Below are 24,910 nucleotides of genomic sequence, written 5' to 3'. Positions count from 1 at the left end.
CACCTAATTTCTTACTCTCTGTCGCTTACAACTAGTAGCGGTAGGTATATCTTTGCTTAATAGAATTCCAATAATGGAAAGAGTGAATAAACTTAAATTAAAGGTGAGTGGATTAAAAGGGTGAATTAAATAATCTGGCTCAGCCAATATTGCTCCGAAAGTAAGCAGTGGAAAAATGATGATTTGTAGTCCAAAAAGCTGTCGTTTGTTTTGATAAAACAGCCAAATGAAACCAAAGAGTACTTCGGCAATTCCAATGAAGATGACTGACCATTCTGCTTGATCTGTAATGAACGGAAGTCCGTTTTTGATCATTGATAATTCCTCTGGATGTTTGAAGAGTAATTTCGGAATGAAGCCGTGATACGTCCAGACGATGAAGAAAAGAAAGGAGATCATCCAATTTGTAAAAAAACGAATATATTGAGTCGCAGGTGTTTCACCTTTTTCCAGCCATCTTTTCAGCACATCAAAGCTAAGCGCAGTCGCCCAGCCAATCAGTGGACGAAACAGTAAACAATCGAGGATATGACCGATACGACCAAAATTCACGTTATATGTATATTGAGTTAAGAAGGTAATGGAATCGTTTTTTTGCTTATATTGCCAATAGCCTTTGCCTTCTTTAATAATAGAAATGGAATCATCTGTTTCAAAGTGTAATGATGATGTTCTTGATCCATCCTTTCCAGAATGTGATCCTACAGTCGCGCCCCAGCCTTCGATACTCCATCCAGGCATGATCTTTGTTTGATAGGAAAACTTCTGAGGCTCGTTTTCTTCGCTAGGTAAATAGGTAATGGAAGAAAAACGAAGATCCCATTGCTCATGAAGGCTTGGTGTTTGTGTTGCTTCCCATAGCTTGTCCATCTCTGAATCGATATTAATTTCAACATAGATTGGCTTAGCATTCATTGATCTCACCTCTAATTACAGCTTACCATAAATGGGAAATTGGGGAACATAATAAACGAGTTTATTAGATAAATTGAAAAAGTCCTTTATTTGTAAATGAATCCTAATTAGTTGCAAATATATGATCGAAAAGTCTGGTAATTGGTTTTCTGAATAGTACTATTATAGTAGAAGTGAAAAGTATTATATGGGTGGAATCCATTGCATTTTCTTGTTTCTTCGTTATACTTGGCAAGCTCTCGAACAATTACTAAATCTATAACCAAATATAGGAGGAATCATGAATGGGGAAAATGTCCACGCCCGAAAGAAGCTGGGCCATGTATGATTGGGCAAATTCGGCTTATTCCATTGTCGTCGTCACAGCTATCTTACCCTTATATTTTTAGGCATCCGCAGAAGATGCAGGAATTACAAGCAGTGGCGTTTTCAGTCTGATTATCTTATTTGTAATTGGAGGCACTCTGTTGCTACAACAACGATTTCTAGTTAAATTATGAGCGAGACTGGCCTCTCGACTTGGCCAGTCTTATTTGTTTAATCTAACTAAATTTAAAAAATGAGTTTCAAGACAGAATGATAAACTTTGTGCCTTGTATAAAAAAGTGGGGATCAAAATAGGATGAACGAATCATTTTATATCAAATTCTAAATCAACAACAAGTTAGAAATTGTAAAAGCAAGATATGAAAGAGGCCTATACTATTTTACCGAATCATTTTGTGGAAAAAATTAGTAGATTTTTAACTTGGATGATTTATATGCAAAGATACAGAAAGTTTGCTAATATTTGAATATAGCTATTTTAGATTATAATACAGAATGGGTGATTACGATTCTTAGCATCCGGTCACGATTGAAAAAAATGAATACATTACGTAATCAGATATTAGCCGTTTTTTTGTTTGTAATGATGATAGTTCTATCGATTGTTTCGGGCATGGTGTACAACCAGCTAGGAGATTTGATGCAGGATAATGCGGAAAAACAGATCAAACAAACGGCAATTGAAGCAAACGGAAGAATGGAAGCGCTTTATAAACAAATTGATACGTTGTCAAATCAGTTGGTGACAAATGATACCGTACAACAGTTACTTCTTGGTTTAGTTAATGGAGAGAGCATGAATTTTGATAAATGGCAAACTTTAACCAAAATAGTTAATAACATCCATGCCTATTCAGATGGTATATCTTCCTTTGAACTATACACAACAGAAGGAAAAAGAATTTATCCTTTTGATGATAAAAGTATTTCAAATGTCATTAATGAAAGATGGGTCACCATGGCGGATAAGGAAAAAGGGAGATTAGTTTGGGTAGGAAAGGACCTAAACAATGAAAATTATTCATATGCAATAAGAAGAGTTAGTCTAATGGACCGTTCGTTTTCACACGGGGGCTATTTAGTGATACGGATATCTAATAGCTATTTTCAAGTAAAAGAAATTGTGGGGGGAAATGGGGATGAGGACTATATGATGCTACTAGATCGTGACTTAACCCCTATTACCCGTGATTATGGAATCGATATTCAGAATGTCCTATTAGAAAGATATAAAACCGTTACGATTAGTAAGAAAGAATACATGATTGTGAAAGAATCATCCAAATTGACAGGATGGACGATCGTTATCTTAAAGCCAATGAGTTTTTTCATGGAAAGCATCTCTACAGTGCGAACGGTTATCCTTTATTCAGGAACAATCGGCTTTGTCATATTTTTTATATCTGCTGTGTTGTTAGCAACGATGATTACCCGACCGATAAAAAAACTGACAAAAACAATGAAACACGCAAAAATGGATGAATTGAAGCTTAATCCAGAAAATTCATCTTCACTGGAAATTATTGAACTGAATAGGACCTACAACCAAATGGTAGAAAACACGAATCATTTGATACAAGTAGTATATGAAAAGGAGCTGCTTCGAAGTAGAACTGAGTTGAAGGCGTTGCAAGCCCAGATCAATCCGCATTTTATTTATAATACATTGAATGCGCTTTACTGGTCGTTGGAGGAAAGAGAAGAAGAAGATTTGGCAGGAATCGTTATCGCGATGTCAGAGCTTTTTCGCTATACGATAGGGAATTCGAAAAGTGATGAGTGGGTAACAATCCAAGATGAGTTGGAGCATATTGATCGTTATTTAAAGGTGATGAAAATGAGGTTGGGCGACCGTTTATTATGGAATATATCAGCGCCGGAAGAATATCTTAATGTGAAAATCCCGAAGCTGATGATCCAGCCATTGGTTGAGAATGCTATTTTACATGGAATAGAAAAAAAGAGAAAACAAGGGTATGTATTGATTAAAATAGAAAAAGTGGACAACTCTTCAAACCTTGAGATCACAGTAGAGGATAATGGTCTGGGAATTGAAAGCGAAACACTAAAAAATATTAACCAAGAAATTGAAAATAATGGTGTATCGTCCTTTAAGGGAATGGGGATGGCGCTTACGAATGTGAATAAAAGGTTACGACTTTATTATGACGGATGTAACCTAACAGAACTACACTTGATTAGTGAACATGGTAAAGGAACGAAAGTAGCATTTGAAATTCCAAGCATTGGGGGCATATGATGATGGGTACGAAGACAATATTAATTGTCGATGATGAGCAAACAACCAGACAAGGATTGAAAAAAACACTTGAAATATGGTCTGCTGGCAAATACGAAATTATGAGTGCAGCTGACGGGCCTGAAGCTTATGAATTATTCAGTAAAACCAAAATTCACTTGTTAATTACAGACATATGCATGCCTGAAATGGATGGTCTAAAGCTTTTACAAAATCTAAAGATTAAGGGATACAAGCCGGTTGTTATAATCGTTTCTGGACATCCTAATTTTGATTATGCTCAGGAAGCAATCCGTCTTGGAGTTATTAATTATTTGCTGAAGCCTATTAGTAAGCAGAAGATGATTGAAGCAGTAGAGCAGGCACTGGAGACTGAAGTGAGTATTGAAAGGGTAGACTTTATGGAAAAGGTAGTCGATCAAAAACTTATGAAAATTGATAGAAGGAATGATCATTCAAAATTCGCCATCAAAGAGGCTCTTACTTATGTTAATAATAATTTAAACAGACAGATCACCTTAAAGGAAGTAGCAGATTCTGTTTATTTAAACGCAAGTTACTTTAGTGTTTTGTTTAAAGAGCAGACAAGTTTGACCTTTAGTGAGTATATAACCAGAAAAAGGTTACAAATTGCGAAAACTTTATTGTTGACTACAGATTCGCAAATCGAAGAAATCGCGCTCGAGGTAGGCTATCAAACAAGTAAATATTTTATTAAGTTATTCAAGGATTACGAAGGAATCACACCAAGTAAGTACCGGAAGATGGTCAACGCTGAAGAAATACAAATCTAAAAATAGTGGAATTTCCCCCAATCGTGGTTACCTTACCACGATTTTTCATTGATGCTAGAATTTAAGTGTAAGAGAAACTAATTAATAGGGGGTTTTGATATGTTAAAGAAAACGCATACATTTTTTCTGGTACTTGTTTTACTTCTAATAGCTGCACTTACTGGTTGCAATGGATCAGATAAGGCAAGTAATGAAAGCGGTTCCCAAAAGACGATCAAATTTATGCATCTATGGCCTGCAGGTAGCTCAAAGCAGCAAAGCTTGATTGTTTCGGATATTATCAAGCAATTCGAAGCTGAAAATAAGGATGTAAAGATTGAGTTAGAAGTTCTTGAAAATGAACAATACAAGAACAAAATAAAAGTCCTCTCCTCTTCTAATGAGCTTCCAGATGTAGGATTTACTTGGGCTGCAGGATATATGACGCCATTTGTAGAGGGGAACCTTTATGCAGATCTTGATGACGTATTGAATGAAGGCTTGAAGGATTCTTTCGTTAGTGGAACAACCGAAGCTTATGCTTTAGACGGCAAAACGTATGGACTTCCACTAGAATTGAACATCGCACCCATTTATTACAATAAAGAAATATTCGAAAAATATAATCTTGAAGTTCCTAAAACATATAGTGAATTCCAAACTATCGTGAAAACGCTTTCTGATAAAGGTATTGCGCCAATCGCACTTGGAAACAAGGATCGCTGGACAGGTTCATTATGGTACATGTACATGGCTGACCGTATCGGTGGTTCAGATGTACTAAACAAAGCGATTGACCGTACTGGATCATTTGAAGATCCTGCTCTTGTATCAGCTGCTGATGAAATTCAAAAGCTTGTGAATGAAAACGCTTTTAATAAAGGGTTTAATGGTTTGTCCAATGACGAAGGAAAGTCAGAATTTCTAAATGGAAAGGCAGCTATGTACCTAATGGGTACTTGGGAGCTACCTAACTTCACAACCAATGAAGAGCTTCCAAAAGAGTTCCGTGACAATGTTGGATTCTTTAAGTTTCCTACAGTTGAAGGTGGGAAAGGCGATATCGATAGCTGGGTAGGTGGGCCTGGTGTTGGATTGTTCGTATCCGAAAATTCAAAGGTTAAAGCTGAATCGAAGGAATTTGTTAAGTTCTTTGTTGAAAAATGGGGAGAACAAGCTGTAGAAAAAGCAGGTGTTATTCCAGCAACAAAAGTAGATACGGCAAAAATAGAATTACCACAGCTTTATATTGATGTATTAAACGAATTAAGTAAAGCTAGTAACCTTACACTATTTGCTGACGTTCAAATGAGCGCATCTGTGGCTGAAACACACTTGAATCTTATTCAATCACTATTTGGTAATGAAGTAAAACCGAATGACTTTGCTAAGAAACACGAAGAAGCACTTAAGGCTGAAGAAAGAAAATAATGTGCGTAACTAAAGAAAAGGACATATCTCTTTAGCTGGTGTGTCCTTTTAATGGAGGGAGTTGAATCGAAATGAATAAAGTCATGTCCAATAAAAAAGTAATTGCTATGTACATAGCGCCGGCTCTTTTTCTTGTCCTTGCTTTGATTTACGTTCCAATTGTACAAACGGGGTATTTTGGCTTAATGAAATGGAATGGAATTGGGGATATGGAATTCATCGGTTTAAAGAATTATTCCCATCTTATAAATGATCCTCTATTTTGGAAAAGCGCCCTCCACTCCTTTTTACTAGCAGTATTTTCAGCACTTAGCTTGATTGGCTATTTATTTATCTCCATCATTCTTGCCGGTAAAATCAGGGGTGCTAATCTGCTTAGAAAAATTTATCTAATTCCAATGCTACTTGCTTCCGTTGCAATCGCACAGCTCTGGCTAAAAATTTACCACCCAACCAATGGGATTTTAAATACTGTCCTGATTTCACTAGGGGTAGATAATCCGCCAGCTTGGCTTGCAGAATCTAATCTAGCATTGTATGCAATTATCGTACCGATTATCTGGCAATATGCAGGCTTCTATATTCTGATTTATTATGCAGCACTAAAAAATATCCCAGAATCGCTCATTGAAGCTGCCAGAATTGATGGTGCGACACCCTTGCAAATTGCGCTTAAAATTAAGCTTCCATTAATTATGAATGTAATCAAGGTAACGATTGTTCTTGCGGTTGTTGGTTCGCTGAAATACTTTGATTTGATTTATGTTATGACGGATGGTGGTCCGAATGGTTCAAGTGAGGTTATGGCTTCTTATATGTACCACAAAGCGTTTAAAGGGTTTGACTTTGGATATGGAAGTGCAATTGGTTTCTTCCTATTAGTTATTTGTTTAGTCGTTACCTTTATCATTAGTAAGCTTACTAAAACAAAAAATGATACGTATTAAATGAGAGGGGGATTAAGGTGAATACGGTGAAAACGACTGGGTCTCAAGCAATTGTAAATGAAAAGAAAACGAACCTGGGCACAAATTCACTTTTTAGTCGAGCTGCCTATGGAATCATGTATTTATTCCTCATCATCGTAGCGATATTCCAAATATTTCCGATAATCTGGTTATTCCTTTTTTCATTGAAGAATAACCAAGAAGTTTTCAATATGTCTCCCTTTGCCTTACCAGAAAGTCCAAAATGGGAAAATTACTCGAAGGTATGGACAGAAGGAAACATTAGCCTGTACTTCTTCAATAGTGTGACCTATACCGTTGTTGCTGTGATATTGACGGTTGTATTGGCCAGCATGGTGACCTTTGCAATCACAAGAATGAATTGGAAAGGCAGCAAAATAGTCTTGGGATTATTCATGATTGGATTAATGATTCCTGTTCATTCAACGCTCATACCATTATTCAGTACCTTTACAAAATTAAACATGATTGATAATCCTTTATCGGTTATTTTGGCTTATACCGCCTTTAACCTGCCGATTACGATTATGATCCTGCTCGGATTTTATGAGGCATTGCCTCGAGAGGTCGAAGAAGCGGCAGTTATGGATGGAGCCTCCATCAATTATATTTTTTTCAAGATTACCTTACCGATGACATCACCGGTCATTGCAACAGCTGCGATCATTAATATGATTTACAACTGGAATGAATTTGTTTTTGTTAATACATTCATTAGTTCAGAAAAATTTAAAACACTGACTGTCGGTATCCAGAACTTTATTGGACAGTATACAACAGATTGGGGAGCAATTGGCGCGACGCTCGTTATTAGCATTCTGCCTATTCTATTAGCATTCTTTTTACTAAGTAATCGAATTGTCGAAGGGATCGCTTCAGGTTCAGTTAAAGGGTGATCCTTCTATACAATCGATAAAAATAGGATGGGTACCATCGAAGAAGATTCGTAAAAAGAGGGGAAAGATCATGCAAAAAACAATGGGAAAACTGTTCACGGTTTGTGAGTGGATCATGAGGCTTGCCTTCGTCAATCTATTATGGATTCTCTTTTCCATAGCTGGGTTGCTCGTTTTCGGAATCATGCCAGCTTCTGTAGCGCTATTTACGATCGTACGAAAATGGCAGATGAAAGAAACTGATATACCCGTTTTGAAGACATTTCTTACCGTCTATCGCCAGGAATTCAAAAGATCTAATGGATTAGGCTTCGGTCTCTCATTGGGTGGAGCCTTCCTTATTTTCGATTTCCTGTACTTGAGAACTGTACACGGAGCTCTTCAATTAGCTTTGTTAGTACCATTAATGATTATTGCTGCTTTTTATATCACCACTGCCTTGTATATCTTACCGGTTTATGTCCATTACGATTTGAAAATGATAACGAATCTAAAAAATGCTTTTTTCTTGGGTATTCTTAATTTTCATATGACGTTACTGATGCTTGTAACTCTAGCCGCAATCATTATCTTGATTTTGTACCAGCCAGGTCTAGTCCCGTTCTTTAGTGTTGTATCTATTGCTTGGATCCTGATGTTTGGTGGCATATACAGCTTTAATCGAATTGAAGCACGACAAAGCAAGGTAAGCGGTGGATGAGACTTACAGTGTAGCTTTTACCTTGAAGGGAGGTGCAACGATGAAAACATATGTGGAGAAAATCACTTTTTTACAAGAACCGGCGATAAAAGTAGGGAATGAACAGTTGGAGTTTATTATCGTTCCAGGCTGGGGATCAAACTTGATTTCATTAGTTGAGAAGGAATCAAATACCGAACTGTTAAGAGTCCCGACTTCTGTAGCTGAATTTTGGGACAAACCAGTTCTTTACGGTACCCCTATCTTGTTTCCGCCAAATCGAATTGATCAGGGGGCATTTACGTTTGGCAACCGAACCTATCAATTCGACGTGAATGAAGAGGATAAACAAAACCATATCCACGGTTTTGTTCATACAAGAAAGTGGGACATCACCAAAGCCGAAGCAAAAGAAAATAGTGTAACGGTTGTGACCGAGTTTGATTCTAGCAAACATGAAGACGTGATAAGTCAGTTTCCACACCATTTCAACATTCGTATGAGTTATAGTCTTAACGGAAATCTCTTAACAAAGCAAGCAGAAGTCATGAATAAAAGTGCAGAAACTTTGCCTTTGGGTTTTGGCTATCATACTAGCTTTTTATATCCAGAAGAGAGATCAGAGTTTGCTCTCTCTGCAGAAAAACGATGGAAGTTGAATGAAAGAAATTTACCGACAGGCGAGCTTGAAGACATAACGTACCGGGAAGAGTTGAATAATGGAATACGTGTAGTTGGTTTGGAGTTAGATGATGTTTTTCTTTCTTTTGCGGATTCCAGGGGACTGCACACAGCTCGACTTGTGAATGATTTAACTGGAATAGAAATTAGCTATACTGTTGACGAAAATTTCAAGCACTGGGTCGCATATAACAAGGATGGAAAAAGCGGCTTTCTCTGCCTTGAGCCGTATACTTGGGTAACTAATGCACCGAATCTGGACGTCCCGACTTCGTTATCTGGATTGCAAGGAATTGATCCTGGGGATTGTAAGAGTTTAAGTACTTGGATGGCTATATCTAATAAAAGTGGACAATGAAATGAATCGATACACTAAAAAATTTTATCTATTAGGAGGAAATTCGTATGACTTATTTTACTAATATCAACAAGATCAAATTTGAAGGTCCAAAATCAAAGAATGCCCTTTCTTTTAAATATTATGATCCACAAAGAATCGTAAATGGGCAAAAAATGGAGGATTTGCTTCGTTTTTCAGTTGCTTACTGGCATACATTTACAGCAGATGGTTCAGATCCATTTGGAGCAAGTACAATGGTACGTCCTTGGAATCACCTTCAAGGCATGGATCTTGCGAAAGCACGCGTTGAAGCAGCATTTGAATTATTCGAAAAATTAGATGTTCCATTCTTCTGCTTCCATGATGTAGACGTTGCACCAGAGGGAAGTACATTGAGAGAAACGTATCAAAATATCGACACCATTGTATCAATGATTAAGGATTACATGAAAACTAGCAAAACAAAATTACTATGGAACACTGCGAATATGTTTACTAATCCCCGTTATGTTCATGGTGCAGCTACTTCAAACAATGCTGATGTGTTTGCTTATTCTGCAGCAAAAGTAAAAAAAGGCTTAGATGTAGCAAAAGAACTTGGTGCAGAAAACTATGTATTCTGGGGTGGACGTGAAGGATACGAAACACTTCTAAATACTGATATGAAGCTTGAACAAGACAATTTGGCACTTTTCTTCCATATGGCTGTGGACTATGCAAAAGAGATAGGATTCAATGGACAATTCTTAATTGAACCAAAGCCGAAAGAGCCAACAAAACATCAATATGACTTTGACGTAGCAACGGGACTCGCGTTCCTTCAAAAATATCATTTGGAAAAATATTTTAAATTTAATATTGAAGCGAACCACGCAACCCTTGCAGGTCATACTTTTGAACACGAGCTTCGTGTTGCTCGGATTAATGGCATGCTAGGATCTGTCGATGCGAACCAAGGCGACAAATTAATTGGCTGGGATACAGATGAATTCCCTACAGATCTTTACTCTACTACTTTAGCCATGTATGAAATCTTGAAGAATGGTGGTTTAGGTAAAGGTGGTCTAAACTTTGATGCGAAAGTAAGAAGAGCAAGCTTTGATGTGGAAGACTTGTTCCATGCACATATTGCTGGAATGGATAGCTTTGCGATTGGATTAATGGTTGCTGATAAGCTGATTGAAGATAGGGTGTTTGATAACTTTATCGATGATCGCTATAAGAGCTATACATCAGGTATCGGTAAGGATATTATCGAAGGCAAGGCTAATTTCCATAGTCTAGAAGCGTATGCATTAACACTGGGAGAAATTCAAAACAAGTCTGGCCGTGAAGAACGCTTAAAGGGCTTGTTAAATCAATATTTATTGGAAACGATTTCTGAATTAGCAACTGTTTAAACACTCGTCATGGATTTTCCCTTATTAAAAAGTGCTGGAAAAGCGTATGTTTCCAGCATATTTTTCACATATCGACGAGCATTAAATACGTCATAAAGGATGATATAGATGAAATATGTAATCGGGGTCGACTTAGGTACGAGTGCGGTGAAAATTTTATTGGTGAATAAGACTGGAGAAGTCTGTCATGAGGTAACACATGCATACCCATTAATTCATGAAAAGTCAGGATACAGTGAGCAAAATCCAGAAGAATGGGTAGAAAAAACAATTGCTGGAATTGCGGAGCTTGTGAGTGTATTCCAAGGCGATGTTCATGATATTGAAGGAATTTCTTTTTCTGGACAAATGCATGGACTGGTCTTACTAGATAAAGAGAATAAGGTCCAAAGAAACGCGATTTTATGGAATGATACTAGAACTACTGCGCAATGTAAGGAAATCTATGCAAAAGTAGGAAATGGGCTTTTGCTTGAAATTACGAAAAATCCTGCTCTTGAAGGCTTTACCTTGCCAAAGTTATTGTGGGTAAAGGAAAACGAACCAGAAATTTTTAGCAATTCAGCAGTGTTCATGCTCCCAAAGGACTATCTTCGTTATCGATTTTCGGGAGAAATAAATAGTGAATATTCCGATGCGGCAGGTACCCTACTTCTAGATGTTAAAGAAAAGAAGTGGAGTGAGGAAATCTGTAGTAGGCTCGGCATTCCATATAACTTATGCCCACCCTTATTGGAATCATATGAATGTGTTGGCATGATTACAGAAGAAGTCTCGCAAAAGACAGGGCTAGGATTGAAAGTTAAAGTATTTGCTGGTGGTGCCGACAATGCTTGTGGTGCAATCGGCTCCGGGATTTTAGCAGAAGGAAAAACCTTATGTAGTATCGGAACTTCAGGAGTTGTACTTTCATTCGAAAAACAAGGTGATCAAGATTTTAATGGGAAGGTTCACTATTTTAATCATGGAAAAAAAGATGCTTTTTATTCTATGGGAGTTACGTTGTCAGCGGGGTATTCATTAAGCTGGTTCAAGGATACATTTGCGGAAAATGAGGATTTCGAACAACTATTAAAGGGTGTGGATTCCGTTCCAATTGGCTCTAACGGCTTGTTGTTCACTCCTTACTTAGCAGGTGAAAGAACACCACATGCGGATTCTTCAATTCGGGGAAGCTTTATTGGAATAGATGCGGCTCATAAACGGAATGAATTTGCTCGTGCGGTGATGGAAGGAATCACATTTTCATTGAATGAGTCAATCGAAATTTTCAGAAACAATAGGAAGAAGATTGATTCGATTATTTCCATTGGTGGAGGCTCGAAAAATCCAGTATGGCTTCAGATGCAGGCGGATATTTTCAATGCAACGATACTCAAGCTATCTAGTGAACAGGGTCCCGGAATGGGAGCTGCGATGCTAGCTGCATATGGATGTGGCTGGTTTTCATCATTAGAGGAATGTGCAACCGAATTTATCAAGCCTATCCAAGCCTATAACCCTATTAAAGAAAATGTAGAAAAGTATCAGACCCTATTTAGTATATATAAACAAGTCTATCAACAAACAAGAGACATAAATGTTCAGTTAATGGAATTTAGAAAATAGGTGATCCAAACACTTCCTGATTATACCGATTGGACACAAGAGAGGAGATTTCCGATTGAATTATCGAGAACTGGGAAACACCGGAATAATGGTAAGTGAAGTTAGCTTTGGAACATGGGCAATTGGGGGTGCGTGGGGGAAAACAAATGATAGTGAATCATTAAAGGCACTCGAGTTTGCCATCGATCAGGGCGTAAACTTTTTTGATACGGCTGATGTGTATGGGGACGGTCACAGTGAAGAATTATTGGCAAAAGCAACCAAAGGATTAGAGGATAAAGTTCATATTGGGACGAAATTTTGCCGAAAGGGAGATATTTTCGCTCCAGATAATTATTCGTATGAATCGGTTAGGTCCTATTGTGAAGATAGTCTCCGTCGACTGAACCGAGAAGTAATCGACTTGTATCAGGTCCATTGTCCGGCTACAGAGATAATTAGAGATGGGCAAGTGTTTGATGTTCTTGAACGCTTAAAACAAGAAGGAAAAATCCGTCATTATGGGATCAGCGTTGAAACGGTAGAAGAAGGACTCATTTGCTTAGAGAACACAAATGTAAAAAGCTTGCAGGTCATTTTTAATGTTTTTCGTCAAAAGCCATTAGAGATTCTTCTACCTGAAGCACACAGAAGAGGAGTAGGCATTATCGTCAGACTACCGCTCGCAAGCGGGCTCCTAACGGGAAAATATACTAATGATCATGTTTTTGAAGCAGATGATCATCGAAACTTTAATGAACATGGAGCGGCGTTTAACGTCGGAGAAACATTTGCAGGCCTTGGGTTCGAAAAAGGGTTGGAATTAGCCAATCAGCTAAAATGGATTGCTGAAGGAAGAAAATCTATGGCAAGTGCATCACTACGCTGGATTTTGGATCAAAAGGAAATCACCTGCGTTATTCCAGGCGTAAAGAACCAAAAGCAAGCAGCGGTTAATCTTGAAGCAATCCATACAAAACCGTTTTCCAAGGTGGAACAGGAGCAACTGCAAAACTTCTATCAAGCAAAAGTAAGCCATCAAATCAGAGGACCATATTAGCAAAAAAGGGTGGAAGAAATTGCTGTGAATGGTGAAATCAATAAGTAAGTACATGAATGAATAGGAGTGTAAAAATGGCAACGATTCATAATCCAATATTAACGGGATTCAATCCCGATCCGAGTATTTGTCGAGTGGGCGAAGATTATTACATTGCCGTATCCACATTTGAATGGTTTCCTGGGGTGGGTATTTATCATTCTAAAGATCTGAAAAACTGGCGTTTGGCAGCAAGACCACTTAACCGTTTAAGTCAGTTGAACATGATGGGGAATCCAGATTCAGGAGGAATTTGGGCTCCTGCACTTTCGTATAGTGATGGGCAGTTTTGGTTAATCTATACGGATGTAAAAGTTGTTGAGGGTCAATGGAAGGATTGCCACAATTACCTTGTTACTTGTGAAACGATTGATGGAGAGTGGTCAGAGGCGATTTATTTAAATAGTTCAGGCTTTGATCCATCTTTATTCCATGATGAGGATGGAAAAAAATATTTGGTCAATATGTTATGGGACCAGCGTGTTGCCAATCACAGTTTTGGTGGCATCGTGATTCAGGAATACAATGATGAAGAACAAAAGCTGGTTGGAAAAGCGGAAGTCATCTTTAAAGGAACAGATATTAAACTAACAGAAGCTCCTCACTTATATAAAATCGATGACTACTACTATCTATTAACAGCTGAAGGTGGCACGAAATATGATCACCAGGCTACCATTGCACGTTCTAAACAACTGAGGGGACCATATGAAATACATCCAGAAAACCCTTTGATCACTTCATCCCTAAATCCTAGAAATCCGCTCCAAAAAGCGGGTCATGCATCCATTGTACACACGCATACGGATGAGTGGTTTCTGGTTCATTTGACTGGTCGTCCTTTACCAAGAGAGGATCAGCCTTTATTAGATCCGCGAGGTTTTTGTCCACTTGGAAGGGAAACGGCTATCCAGAGATTGGAGTGGAAAAACGGATGGCCATATGTCGTTGGTGGCAACCAACCATCTCTTGAGATAGAAGGTCCAAGAATGGCGGAAGTGCAGTGGGAAAGGGAGTTTCCTGAGAAAGACGATTTTAATGCAGAATCTCTAAACCCCCATTTTCAGAATTTACGTATCCCATTAGGTGAGCATATTGTTTCACTAAAAGATAACCCTGGCCATTTACGACTGTACGGGAAAGAGTCACTAACGTCAAAATTCACTCAAGCTTTTATAGCAAGGCGCTGGCAACACTTTACTTTTACCGCGGAGACCAAGGTTTCATTTAATCCAAATAATTTCCAACAATCAGCAGGTTTGGTGAATTACTATAACACACAAAACTGGACATCATGTCAGATCACTTGGAATGAAAACAAGGGCAGGATCCTTGAACTCATAACGTGTGACAATTTTTACTTTGCCCAACCTCTTCAAGGTGGGGAAATAGTGATTCCAGATCACATCGAATATGTGTATCTTCGTGTTGAAGTGAAAACGGATGTGTATCAATATTCTTACTCATTTGACGGAGGGCACTGGACGGCTATTCCTGTTACGTTCCAATCTTATAAGTTGTCGGATGATTATATTCATGGCGGAGGCTTTTTTACAGGTGCGTTTGTTGGCATGCAATGTCAGGATACGTCAGGTCAAAATCAATTTGCTGATTTTGATTACTTTATCTATAGGGAGGAGCCTGAGAAGGTGGGAAAAGAATAAGCTTTGAAAACTTAACCAGTAATTTTGTGGTAATAAATAGTTAAGTTACTTTTTTCTAGTTAAATAACAAATGAGGCAGGCATTTAGTGTCTGTCTCATTTGTTTTAGGTAGTTATATTTAATATTTCATCTCATATGCAGTATAATAAACCTACAGACACCAAATTGGACTGTGCTGGAGGAATGTTGAATGAAGTATTTGATATCTAGTCTACTTGCACTTACCGTTATTGAAATAGTCGTCCTTTTATTGGTTGGAAAAATCATGGGTGTTGGCGGAACGTTGTTATTAGTGATCGGCACTGGAATTCTCGGTGTTTTCTTGCTGAAAAGACAAGGAATTAAAACATGGAAAAAGGCTCAGGAACAAATGAAATATGGTGAAGTTCCCGGTTCAGAAATTGTAGACAGAATATGTATTTTACTTGGTGGAATATTATTACTGTTTCCTGGTTTTGTTTCTGACTTGATCGGTCTTTTGTTAGTACTGCCATTTACACGTTCTCTTATCAAACCAGCTATTTTTAGATATATTAGAAACCGAATGCACCGAATGAATCGAGGAAAAGTGACGATTATCAGATAAAATCCTTAATATATGAAATAGTCGTATCTTTACATGGCCATAAGAATGGAAATCCATAGAGAATGAAGAGGCTGAGTCGGTATCAGCCTCTTTTTGTCGATTTCACCGAATTCTCGGTCCTTCTCTCCCAACGACGAAATTCCAAATCTCTTTAAATACATTGGCGCGATGGAGTGTGTTGATAATAACAAGAACAACAGGACCTGCAATCAATCCGAGAAAGCCAATTAATTTATAACCTACGAATAAAGCTAGGAGTGTGGCAATCGGATCAATGCCAATACTGGATGACAGAACTTTCGGCTCAACTAATTGACGTTGAACAACTACGATGACATACACGACGATAAGCCCGATTGCTAAGTGATAGTTTCCGATGATCACTTCATATGCAATCCATGGAATAAAGACGGTTCCTGTTCCCAAGTATGGAATGATATCAATTAAGCCGGAAACTAATGCAATCGTGATGCTATATTCCACTCTCAAAATAAGCAAACCAATTAATACGGTGACAGTCGTTAATGAAATAAGTGTGAACTGAGCTTTAATAAAACCCAATAATGCCCCTTTCAAATCTTTAATTACCTTGCCAGTCCCAAGTAAAATTCTAGGTGGAAGTACTTTGTTGCTGAAATTGGATAATTTTCTCCAGTCTTTACTGATAAAAAAGGTTGCCAAAAAAGAGAAAACTAAGACAGTGGCTGCATTGGGAAACCAGGCAATGAAAGCAGGGATGTTTAAGAGGAATTTTTGAATGAAACTACCTACTGATGTGGCTAGATTATCACCAAGGTTGCGAATGTTGGAAAGAATCGTATCTTGTTGTTGCCCATCGAGATTATTAAATAAGGTAGCGCTTTGATTGTATAAGGGAAGAAGCTGACCGGCGATAAATTCCTCGATAAATCGGATAACGGTTTCTAAATGGGCAGGTACCACTTTTGCCAGATAGTTTGCCCCTGAAACGATTTCAGCAATTAATAACGTAATTAAACCTGCAAAGCCGGAAAGAATGAGCAACAGGGAGAGAAAAACCGCGATACCTCTTGGTAATCTTGTCTTTAGTTCAAAGAAGTTTACAAGGGGATTCATAAAGAAGGCAAAAATCATCGCGATAATAAATGGGTATGTATATTTTGATAAATAGAACAGAACCAAACAGCCAATCATTGCCGCTCCTATTACAATACAGAAGCGGATAAACCGCTGTAGGTAAACTGGATTCAAAAGCCTCACCTTCCGTCAAAATGCTATTATTTCGGGTGAATGAGAAATGCAAATTTACTGCTGAAAGTGTTATATACTATAATTGTACATTTTGAAAGATAGAAAAGAAAGATAATTTTTATCAATTCAGAAAAATAAAAAATCTATTGATTTAAAAGGGAATCATCTTGTTTTTCGTTATGCTGAGATAATAAACGAGGAAACTTAAGGAGGACGAACATGAATGGACCTATCATATTTTTACTACTTTTATTAGGAATTGGCCTGCTTGCCAAAAACTCATCACTGATGATGGCGGCAGGTTTTTTACTGATATTGAAAATAACTGGATTGGATGCTAAGATATTTCCCTACCTTTCTGCAAAGGGGATAAACCTTGGCGTTACCGTAATTACGATTGCTGTATTAGTTCCGATTGCAAATGGCTCAATTGGGTTTAAGGAGTTACTGGATGCAATGAAATCTCCTTATGCATGGATTGCCCTTGCGTCAGGAATTGCGGTCGCTCTCATTGCTAAGAACGGTGTCGTTCTATTGGCAAATGATCCTCATATTACCGTTGCCCTTGTTTTCGGAACCATATTAGCAGTTGCTTTATTCAAAGGTGTAGCAGTAGGACCTCTGATTGGAGCGGGGATTGCCTACTTGTGCATGCAGCTTGTCCAATTTATTAAATAAGTAGGAAGAGACGTCACTCTTAATCGTATTTAGTCACTACTGCGTCTCTGCCCTTTCTTTGGGGCATCTTTTATGCATGTAGGATACGACTTTGGCAAAACTTGTATTTTTCTAATAAAATAATATTTTTTTCACAATTTTAGTGCTTTTCATTCCCAAAAATCTGAAAATTGTTTATAATGATAGTATAATTGCTCTCTGATATTCTAACTACAGTTTATGTTTGCAATTATTTGAGCTAGCGCTTAATTGGGGGCTTTGTCGTATTATTTTAGGGAATATTGAAAGTATTCAATCCATTGCTTTTTTAATCATGTCGTTATATGATGATATCTTTCACTTAATGGAAATTACTCTCTAAAATACATATTGGCTTGGATAAGCTGAACTTTTATTGGAAGCGCTATATTTTTATGCGATAAAAGGGGCACAGGGGATATTTAAGAAAAGGAGAGGTTTTGTATGACAGCAACAAAAGGTCTAGAGGGTATCGTAGCAACCACTTCAAAGATAAGCTCGATTATTGACGATACGTTAACGTATGCAGGATACGATATCGATGATCTAGCTAAAAATGCGACATTTGAGGAAGTTATTTACTTGCTTTGGCACGGTAGTCTTCCTACAACAAGCCAATTAGCAGAGCTTACAAAACAACTGGCAGATAACGCGGCTATCCCAGTTGAAGTTCTAAATCACTTTAAAACATATCCAATCGATAAAGTTCACCCTATGGGAGCGCTTCGTACTGCCATTTCTTTATTAGGTCTATATGATGATGAATCTGACGTGATGAGTGATGAAGCGAACTACCGTAAAGCTATCCGTATTCAAGCACAAATTCCAACTGTTGTAACTGCATTTTCTCGTGTACGCAAAGGCCTAGAACCAGTTGCACCACGTACCGATTTAAGCTTCGCTGCCAACTTCTTATACATGCTAAACGGAAAAGAACCTTCCTCAATTGAAGTGGAAGCATTCAATAAAGCACTTGTCCTTCATGCAGATCATGAATTGAACGCTTCTACCTTCACTGCCCGTGTATGCGTAGCTACTTTGTCTGACATATATTCTGGCGTAACTGCTGCAATCGGTGCACTTAAAGGACCACTTCATGGCGGAGCAAACGAGCAAGTTATGAAAATGCTGAGTGAAATCGGTTCTGTTGATCAAGCAGTGTCATATATCACAGCTAAATTAGATAATAAAGAGAAAATCATGGGCTTTGGCCACCGCGTATACCGTAAAGGTGATCCTCGTGCTAAGCATTTGCGCGAGATGTCTAAGAAATTAACAGAGATTACTGGACAGCCTGAGTATTATGAAATATCCATTAAAATTGAAGAACTCGTTACAACTCAAAAAAATCTTCCGCCAAACGTAGATTTCTACTCAGCATCTGTATATCATAGTCTGGGCATTGATCATGATTTATTTACACCAATTTTTGCAGTTAGCCGTACATCTGGTTGGATCGCTCATATACTTGAGCAATACTCTAACAACCGTCTAATCCGCCCTCGTGCAGAATATACCGGACCTGGCTTGCAAAAATATGTACCAATTGAAAAAAGATAAGATAGTATTTTTTTATAATTATGTGAATGTGTAGTAAATTAGTAGATGACAGGAATAAAGGTTAGGGGCTTTCAGTATGTACCTTTCTAACTTTTGATAATGAATCGGAGGTAATTAAACATGACACAAGGTGAAAAAATCGCAGTAACAAATGGAGTACTAAACGTACCAAACAACCCAATTGTACCGTTCATTGAAGGGGATGGAATTGGTCCTGATATTTGGGCAGCAGCATCTCGTGTTTTAGACGCAGCTGTAGAAAAAGCTTACAATGGTGAGAAGAAAATTGTTTGGAAAGAAGTATTAGCTGGACAGAAAGCATTTGACCAAACGGGAGAATGGCTTCCAGAAGAAACGCTTAATATCATTCGCGAGTATTTGATTGCGATTAAAGGACCGCTTACTACCCCAATTGGCGGTGGAATACGTTCATTAAACGTTGCATTGCGTCAAGAGCTTGATCTTTTCGTATGTCTTCGTCCAGTACGTTATTTCGAAGGTGTTCCTTCACCTGTAAAACGTCCAGAAGATACTGACATGGTCATTTTCCGTGAGAACACAGAAGACATCTATGCAGGTATCGAGTATGCAAAAGGATCCGATGAAGTAAAAAAACTTATTGACTTCCTTCAAAATGAAATGGGTGTAAACAAAATCCGTTTCCCTGAAACGTCAGGTATCGGTATTAAACCAGTTTCTGAAGAGGGAACGCAACGTCTTGTACGTGCGGCTCTAAACTACGCAATTAAAGAAGGCCGTTCTTCATTAACGTTAGTACATAAAGGGAATATTATGAAGTTCACAGAAGGCGCATTTAAAAACTGGGGCTATGAAATTGCTGAACAAGAATTTGGTGATAAAGTATTCACTTGGAATCAATATGATCGCATTAAAGAAGCTGAAGGAACAGATGCGGCAAACAAAGCGCAAGCTGCGGCTGAAGCGGAAGGTAAGATCATCGTAAAAGATTCGATCGCTGATATCTTCTTACAACAAATTCTAACTCGTCCGAAAGAATTTGATGTAGTGGCTACAATGAACCTTAACGGAGACTACATTTCTGATGCGCTTGCGGCTCAAGTTGGCGGAATCGGGATTGCTCCTGGAGCGAACATTAACTATGAAACTGGACATGCAATTTTTGAAGCGACTCATGGTACTGCTCCGAAATATGCAGGACTTGATAAAGTGAATCCTTCTTCTGTTCTTCTTTCAGGTGTGCTATTACTTGAACATCTTGGATGGACGGAAGCCGCGGCAAGCATTACGGCTTCAGTAGAAAAAACCATTGCTTCTAAAGTTGTAACATATGACTTTGCTCGCCTAATGGACGGCGCTACAGAAGTGAAATGTTCAGAGTTTGCTGACGAACTAATCAAAAACCTATAATTTTCATACAATGCTTCTTTGAGCAGGAGCCGGAATGTACCGGCTTCTTTTCGAAGAGGTTTATACGTGTAACAGGACTTAGAGGGGAAAAGGGACGAAAAGATAACTTTTATATGGGAAGGGGAAATTTTCATGCCAACACGTAAAAAAATCTCGGTAATCGGTGGCGGTTTTACAGGAGCAACAACGGCATTTTTTGCTGCACAAAAAGAATTGGGTGATGTTGTATTAGTGGATATCCCGCAAATGGAAAATCCGACTAAAGGGAAAGCGTTAGATATGCTAGAAGCAAGCCCTGTGTTTGGATTTGATGCAAACATTACAGGTACTTCTGATTACGCAGATACTGCAAATTCTGATATTGTCATCATTACTGCTGGTATTGCTCGTAAACCAGGTATGAGCCGTGATGATTTAGTACAGACTAACCAAAAAGTTATGATAGCTGTTACGAAAGAAATCGTAAAGTATTCTCCAAATTCAACATTAATTGTTCTAACAAACCCGGTAGATGCAATGACTTATACGGTATACAAAGAATCTGGTTTCCCGAAAGAACGCGTTATCGGTCAATCAGGCGTTCTTGATACTGCTCGTTTCCGTACATTCGTTGCCCAAGAGTTGAACTTGTCTGTTAAAGATGTGACTGGCTTCGTTCTAGGTGGGCATGGTGACGATATGGTTCCTCTTGTTCGCTACTCATATGCAGGCGGAATTCCGTTAGAAACGCTTATTCCACAAGATCGTCTAGATGCAATCGTTGCTCGTACACGTACAGGCGGCGGAGAAATCGTAAACCTTCTTGGAAACGGCAGTGCGTACTATGCACCTGCAGCATCTCTTGTAGAAATGGCAGAAGCTATTTTGAAAGATCAACGTCGTGTTCTTCCATCAATTGCATATCTTGAAGGAGAATATGGATTTGAAGGAATTTACCTTGGTGTTCCTACTGTCCTAGGTGCTGGCGGGATCGAGCAGATTATTGAACTTGAATTAACAGAAGATGAAAAAGCAGCACTTTCTAAATCTGTTGATTCTGTACGCAATGTTATGGCGATTCTCCAATAATCGCCAAATGTAAAAATTTATGTTATAAAAGCTGTCTAAGGAAGAGAAAAAGGTACGTCAATCGTCCTGCTCTCTTCTTGGACAGTTTTTTTCAAATCTGACGGAGGTCAAAATTATGTTGCTTAAGAATCGCAAGCTTGGAAGAAAAATTGAAGAAATCAAAGAAGGCGAAACGCTAACGCTCACTGAGAAAATGGAAGACAAAGATTTATTGTTGTATTTAGGATTAACGAATGATGCAAACCCCTTATATGTCCAGCATGATTATGCCTCACAAACTACTTATAAAAAACCGCTTGTTCCGAGTATCATGCTCATTGGTATGGTCACATCAGCTGTCTCCAAATATCTGCCAGGTCCAGGTAGCTATATTTTGTCCCATCATATTGAATTTCCGAATCCGGTCCATCACTATGAAACGATTAAGTTTCGATTTGAAGTAAAAGAAGTGAAGATAAAAGAAAATGAAGTGGTAATTGAAATTGTTGGAGAAAATGAAGATGGATCCCGTGTATTGAACGGTAGAATTAAAGTTTGCCCTCCTAGCCAAATTAAAGGAATGGGCGGCACTGTCTTAGAAAACTTTTAAAATAGATGATGAATAGGATGATGTCTCAGGAAGGTCAGCCTTAAGCTACTAACATATTGTATATCGTGTTAGTAGTGATCTGGTCAGAACCGTTGCCTATGGACATCTTTTTATATTACTCTTACTCTTTTCCTTAATATAAATTATAATGTAGATGGATGAGTCGGCTCATAGTGAGTCGCGGGGTAATATATTTTCGGGAGGAAGCTATGTCTAATAAAATTCTCGTAGTGGATGATGAAAAATCAATTGTTACATTACTACAATATAATTTAGAGCAATCGGGTTATTCCGTGATTACCGCTTTAGATGGAGAAGAAGGGTTAAACCGGGCAATTGCCGAAAAACCACAGTTAATTATCCTTGATTTAATGCTTCCAAAACTAGATGGAATCGAAGTTTGTAAGCAACTGCGCCAGCAAAAAATAATGGTGCCAATCTTAATGTTAACAGCGAAAGATGATGAGTTTGACAAAGTGTTAGGATTGGAACTTGGTGCCGATGATTATATGACAAAGCCGTTTAGTCCAAGAGAAGTGGTCGCAAGAATTAAAGCGATTCTTAGAAGATCACAAATCAGTCAGGAAGCTGGAGAATCAAATGGCGAACGAGAAGACGTACTGAAACTTAATGAATTAGAAATTTACCATGATCGTTATGAAGCTTTTTTTAAGGGAAGATTACTTGAGTTGACTCCAAAGGAATTTGAATTATTGCTGTATCTTGCACAGCACAAGGGAAGAGTTTTAACGAGAGACCAGCTTTTAAGTGCAGTCTGGAATTACGATTTTGCGGGAGATACTAGGATTGTTGATGTACATATTAGTCATCTTCGAGAAAAAATAGAAGAAGATACAAGAAAGCCAATTTATATTAAAACAATACGTGGGTTAGGGTATAAGCTTGAGGAGCCAAAAGCAGAATGACCAAATTCAAGACAAAGCTGCTAGCGGCGATTATCAGCTTGATTATTATAGTTCTTCTGGCAGAGGGGTTACTGCTTGGACAAGTTTTCAAAAACTACTATGTCAATACATTCAATGAAAAGATTGAAAGAGAAACCCTTTTTATCGCCAAATATATTCAGGAAAACGGGGGAATTTCTGAATTTATTCATCAAGGAAAAACAGAGGATTTGGCCAATCTATTTGATGCCAATTTCGCAATCATCAGGAATGATGGAACAATCCTTTATGACGATAATGTAAATCGTAATAACTATCCTAACCGTCACAAAGATATGTTGAAAAGTATTACTAATCGATTGGAAACGGATCATCAGAGTGGAGTTGTGGAAGGGCCTAAGAGTCTTCACTATTATTATCACACGATACAAAAAAACGGCAAAATTGAAGGTGCTGCCGTATTAAGTAATGAAATAGAAGCCATCAATCAGGTGAACGGTCAAATGTGGTGGATTTTGACGATAAGCCTTATCGCGTCGCTTTGTATTATTACCATGTTTGCTAGCAGAATCGCCTCTAGATATTCTCGACCAATTGAGGCAGCGGCGACAACCGCAATTGAGCTTGCGGATGGAAATTATCGTGCAAGAACTTACGAGCGGAGTTCTGATGAAATAGGTATGCTTAATAAAGCGTTGAATATATTGGCAAGAAATCTTCAAGAAATGCAAATTGCCAGAGATTTGCATCAGGATCGTCTGGAAACGCTTATTGAAAATATTGGTAGCGGTGTGTTGCAGATTGATCACAAGGGATATATTACGATGACGAATCTGGCGTATAAACAACAGTTTAATATGGAAGATACTGATTTATTGTACAAATTTTATTATGAAGTGATTCCATATGAAGAGATTATTGCGATTATTGAAGAAATTTTCATGACGGAAAAAAGCATCAAACGTCAAGTGTTAATTCCTCTTTCTATTGAAAGAAAGCATTTTGAAGTGTACGGAGCGCCGATCATAGTTAAAAATGATGAATGGAAGGGAATTATTATTGTTTTCCATGACATTACTGAATTAAAAAAGTTAGAACAAATGCGGAAAGATTTTGTTGCGAATGTGTCTCATGAGTTGAAAACGCCCATCACTTCTATCAAAGGGTTTTCGGAGACCTTACTGGACGGCGCATTAAAGGACGAACAAGCTCTATATGATTTTCTAAAGATCATTTTAAGTGAAAGTGATCGACTTCAAGAGCTTATTCAAGAATTGCTAGATTTATCAAAAATTGAGCAACAGGATTTTGTATTGCAAGTTGATTCCGTGAATGTAAGTACCATTCTTGAAGAATCCATCTCGATGCTTTGTGGCAAAGCAGAAGAAAAGAATATAACTTTGATCCTTGAAAGTGAGAGCCCTTCATTATGGGTTGAGGGAGAAGCGAACCGTATTAAACAAATTTTTATCAATCTTATTACAAATGCCTTAAACTATACAACTAGAGAAGGCGAAGTAAAGATTGAAGCTTCAGAAGATAGTGACAATGTTTGTGTAGCTGTCAAAGATAATGGCATAGGAATAGAAAGTAAAGAACTGCCTCGGATATTTGAGCGCTTTTACAGGGTGGATAAGGCAAGAAGTAGGGATTCCGGGGGAACGGGGCTTGGCTTAGCGATTGTAAAGCATATTCTCGAAGTTCATAAAGGGAAAATAACTGTTGAAAGTTGCCCTGGGAAAGGAACGACGTTTACAGTTCTCTTAAAGAAACATATTCGATGAAGGGTGAATAAGAATTTACATGATTTTAACAATTCTATTACATTCCTTTTATATAAGGGGTTTACAATGAACTAGAAAACCCC

Annotated in this window: 21 protein-coding genes; 19 read left to right on the top strand and 2 right to left on the bottom strand. The window is 38.1% G+C overall.

Annotation, left to right across the window (positions count from 1 at the left end):
- Nucleotides 1-3: 3 nt before the first annotated feature.
- Complete coding sequence (locus AC625_RS18185) at nucleotides 4-915, bottom strand: DoxX-like family protein (protein ID WP_049682581.1); 912 nt, start codon at nucleotides 913-915, stop codon at nucleotides 4-6.
- Nucleotides 916-1,780: 865 nt separating this feature from the next.
- On the opposite strand from AC625_RS18185, the gene AC625_RS18180 reads away from it, so the two are divergent.
- From AC625_RS18180 to AC625_RS18125, 12 genes are all read left to right on the top strand, one after another.
- On the top strand, nucleotides 1,781-3,502 hold the full coding sequence (locus AC625_RS18180; RefSeq protein WP_245645032.1) for a sensor histidine kinase: 1,722 nt from the start codon (nucleotides 1,781-1,783) through the stop codon (nucleotides 3,500-3,502).
- Nucleotides 3,503-3,504: 2 nt separating this feature from the next.
- Nucleotides 3,505-4,296: a response regulator transcription factor gene (locus tag AC625_RS18175; protein ID WP_049682580.1), complete on the top strand. Its 792-nt coding sequence runs from the start codon at nucleotides 3,505-3,507 to the stop codon at nucleotides 4,294-4,296.
- 99 nt (nucleotides 4,297-4,395) lie between these two features.
- On the top strand, nucleotides 4,396-5,706 hold the full coding sequence (locus AC625_RS18170; RefSeq protein ID WP_049682579.1) for an extracellular solute-binding protein: 1,311 nt from the start codon (nucleotides 4,396-4,398) through the stop codon (nucleotides 5,704-5,706).
- A 71-nt stretch (nucleotides 5,707-5,777) separates the two neighbouring features.
- The gene (locus AC625_RS18165) at nucleotides 5,778-6,653 is read left to right on the top strand and encodes a carbohydrate ABC transporter permease (protein ID WP_049682578.1); all 876 of its coding nucleotides are present in this window, start codon (nucleotides 5,778-5,780) and stop codon (nucleotides 6,651-6,653) included.
- A gap of 74 nt (nucleotides 6,654-6,727) precedes the next feature.
- The gene (locus tag AC625_RS18160) at nucleotides 6,728-7,570 is read left to right on the top strand and encodes a carbohydrate ABC transporter permease (protein WP_245645112.1); all 843 of its coding nucleotides are present in this window, start codon (nucleotides 6,728-6,730) and stop codon (nucleotides 7,568-7,570) included.
- Between the two features lie 70 nt (nucleotides 7,571-7,640).
- Nucleotides 7,641-8,270 (top strand): YesL family protein, encoded by a 630-nt coding sequence (locus tag AC625_RS18155; RefSeq protein ID WP_049682576.1) that lies wholly within the window; start codon nucleotides 7,641-7,643, stop codon nucleotides 8,268-8,270.
- Between the two features lie 40 nt (nucleotides 8,271-8,310).
- Nucleotides 8,311-9,288, top strand: coding sequence for an aldose 1-epimerase (locus AC625_RS18150; RefSeq protein WP_049682575.1), 978 nt, complete (start codon nucleotides 8,311-8,313; stop codon nucleotides 9,286-9,288).
- Nucleotides 9,289-9,335: 47 nt separating this feature from the next.
- On the top strand, nucleotides 9,336-10,670 hold the full coding sequence (gene xylA / locus AC625_RS18145; protein ID WP_049682574.1) for a xylose isomerase: 1,335 nt from the start codon (nucleotides 9,336-9,338) through the stop codon (nucleotides 10,668-10,670).
- A 108-nt stretch (nucleotides 10,671-10,778) separates the two neighbouring features.
- Nucleotides 10,779-12,278, top strand: coding sequence for a xylulokinase (gene xylB / locus AC625_RS18140; RefSeq protein ID WP_049682573.1), 1,500 nt, complete (start codon nucleotides 10,779-10,781; stop codon nucleotides 12,276-12,278).
- Between the two features lie 55 nt (nucleotides 12,279-12,333).
- The gene (locus tag AC625_RS18135) at nucleotides 12,334-13,317 is read left to right on the top strand and encodes an aldo/keto reductase (RefSeq protein WP_049682572.1); all 984 of its coding nucleotides are present in this window, start codon (nucleotides 12,334-12,336) and stop codon (nucleotides 13,315-13,317) included.
- Nucleotides 13,318-13,391: 74 nt separating this feature from the next.
- Complete coding sequence (locus AC625_RS18130; protein ID WP_049682571.1) at nucleotides 13,392-15,020, top strand: glycoside hydrolase family 43 protein; 1,629 nt, start codon at nucleotides 13,392-13,394, stop codon at nucleotides 15,018-15,020.
- A gap of 190 nt (nucleotides 15,021-15,210) precedes the next feature.
- Nucleotides 15,211-15,606: an FxsA family protein gene (locus AC625_RS18125; RefSeq protein ID WP_049682570.1), complete on the top strand. Its 396-nt coding sequence runs from the start codon at nucleotides 15,211-15,213 to the stop codon at nucleotides 15,604-15,606.
- Nucleotides 15,607-15,708: 102 nt separating this feature from the next.
- Here the strand turns inward: AC625_RS18125 and ytvI are convergent, their stop codons facing one another.
- The gene (ytvI, locus tag AC625_RS18120) at nucleotides 15,709-16,836 is read right to left on the bottom strand and encodes a sporulation integral membrane protein YtvI (protein WP_049682569.1); all 1,128 of its coding nucleotides are present in this window, start codon (nucleotides 16,834-16,836) and stop codon (nucleotides 15,709-15,711) included.
- A 219-nt stretch (nucleotides 16,837-17,055) separates the two neighbouring features.
- Between ytvI and AC625_RS18115 the strand changes: the two genes are divergently transcribed.
- The 7 genes from AC625_RS18115 (at nucleotide 17,056) to pnpS (ending at nucleotide 24,827) form a co-directional block, all read left to right on the top strand.
- On the top strand, nucleotides 17,056-17,514 hold the full coding sequence (locus tag AC625_RS18115) for a DUF441 domain-containing protein (RefSeq protein WP_049682568.1): 459 nt from the start codon (nucleotides 17,056-17,058) through the stop codon (nucleotides 17,512-17,514).
- 462 nt (nucleotides 17,515-17,976) lie between these two features.
- Nucleotides 17,977-19,092 carry a citrate synthase gene (gene citZ / locus AC625_RS18110; protein WP_049682567.1) on the top strand — a complete coding sequence of 372 codons (1,116 nt, stop codon included), beginning with the start codon at nucleotides 17,977-17,979 and terminating at the stop codon, nucleotides 19,090-19,092.
- Nucleotides 19,093-19,212: 120 nt separating this feature from the next.
- Nucleotides 19,213-20,481: an NADP-dependent isocitrate dehydrogenase gene (gene icd, locus AC625_RS18105; RefSeq protein ID WP_049682566.1), complete on the top strand. Its 1,269-nt coding sequence runs from the start codon at nucleotides 19,213-19,215 to the stop codon at nucleotides 20,479-20,481.
- A gap of 132 nt (nucleotides 20,482-20,613) precedes the next feature.
- Complete coding sequence (gene mdh / locus AC625_RS18100) at nucleotides 20,614-21,549, top strand: malate dehydrogenase (protein ID WP_049682565.1); 936 nt, start codon at nucleotides 20,614-20,616, stop codon at nucleotides 21,547-21,549.
- 112 nt (nucleotides 21,550-21,661) lie between these two features.
- Entirely contained in the window at nucleotides 21,662-22,138 is a 477-nt protein-coding gene (locus tag AC625_RS18095) for a MaoC family dehydratase (RefSeq protein ID WP_049682564.1), read from the top strand.
- A gap of 209 nt (nucleotides 22,139-22,347) precedes the next feature.
- Nucleotides 22,348-23,064: a response regulator transcription factor gene (locus tag AC625_RS18090; RefSeq protein ID WP_049682563.1), complete on the top strand. Its 717-nt coding sequence runs from the start codon at nucleotides 22,348-22,350 to the stop codon at nucleotides 23,062-23,064.
- Nucleotides 23,061-24,827, top strand: coding sequence for a two-component system histidine kinase PnpS (pnpS, locus tag AC625_RS18085; protein WP_049682562.1), 1,767 nt, complete (start codon nucleotides 23,061-23,063; stop codon nucleotides 24,825-24,827). Before AC625_RS18090 ends, pnpS begins: the two co-directional genes overlap by 4 nt.
- Nucleotides 24,828-24,910: the final 83 nt, after the last annotated feature.

Origin of the sequence: Peribacillus loiseleuriae (genome assembly GCF_001183985.1) — a bacterium.
GTDB classification, from domain to species: Bacteria; Bacillota; Bacilli; order Bacillales; family DSM-1321; genus Peribacillus; species Peribacillus loiseleuriae.
The sequence above is the reverse complement of the archived record's forward strand: the minus strand, read 5'-3'. Positions and strand labels throughout refer to the sequence as shown.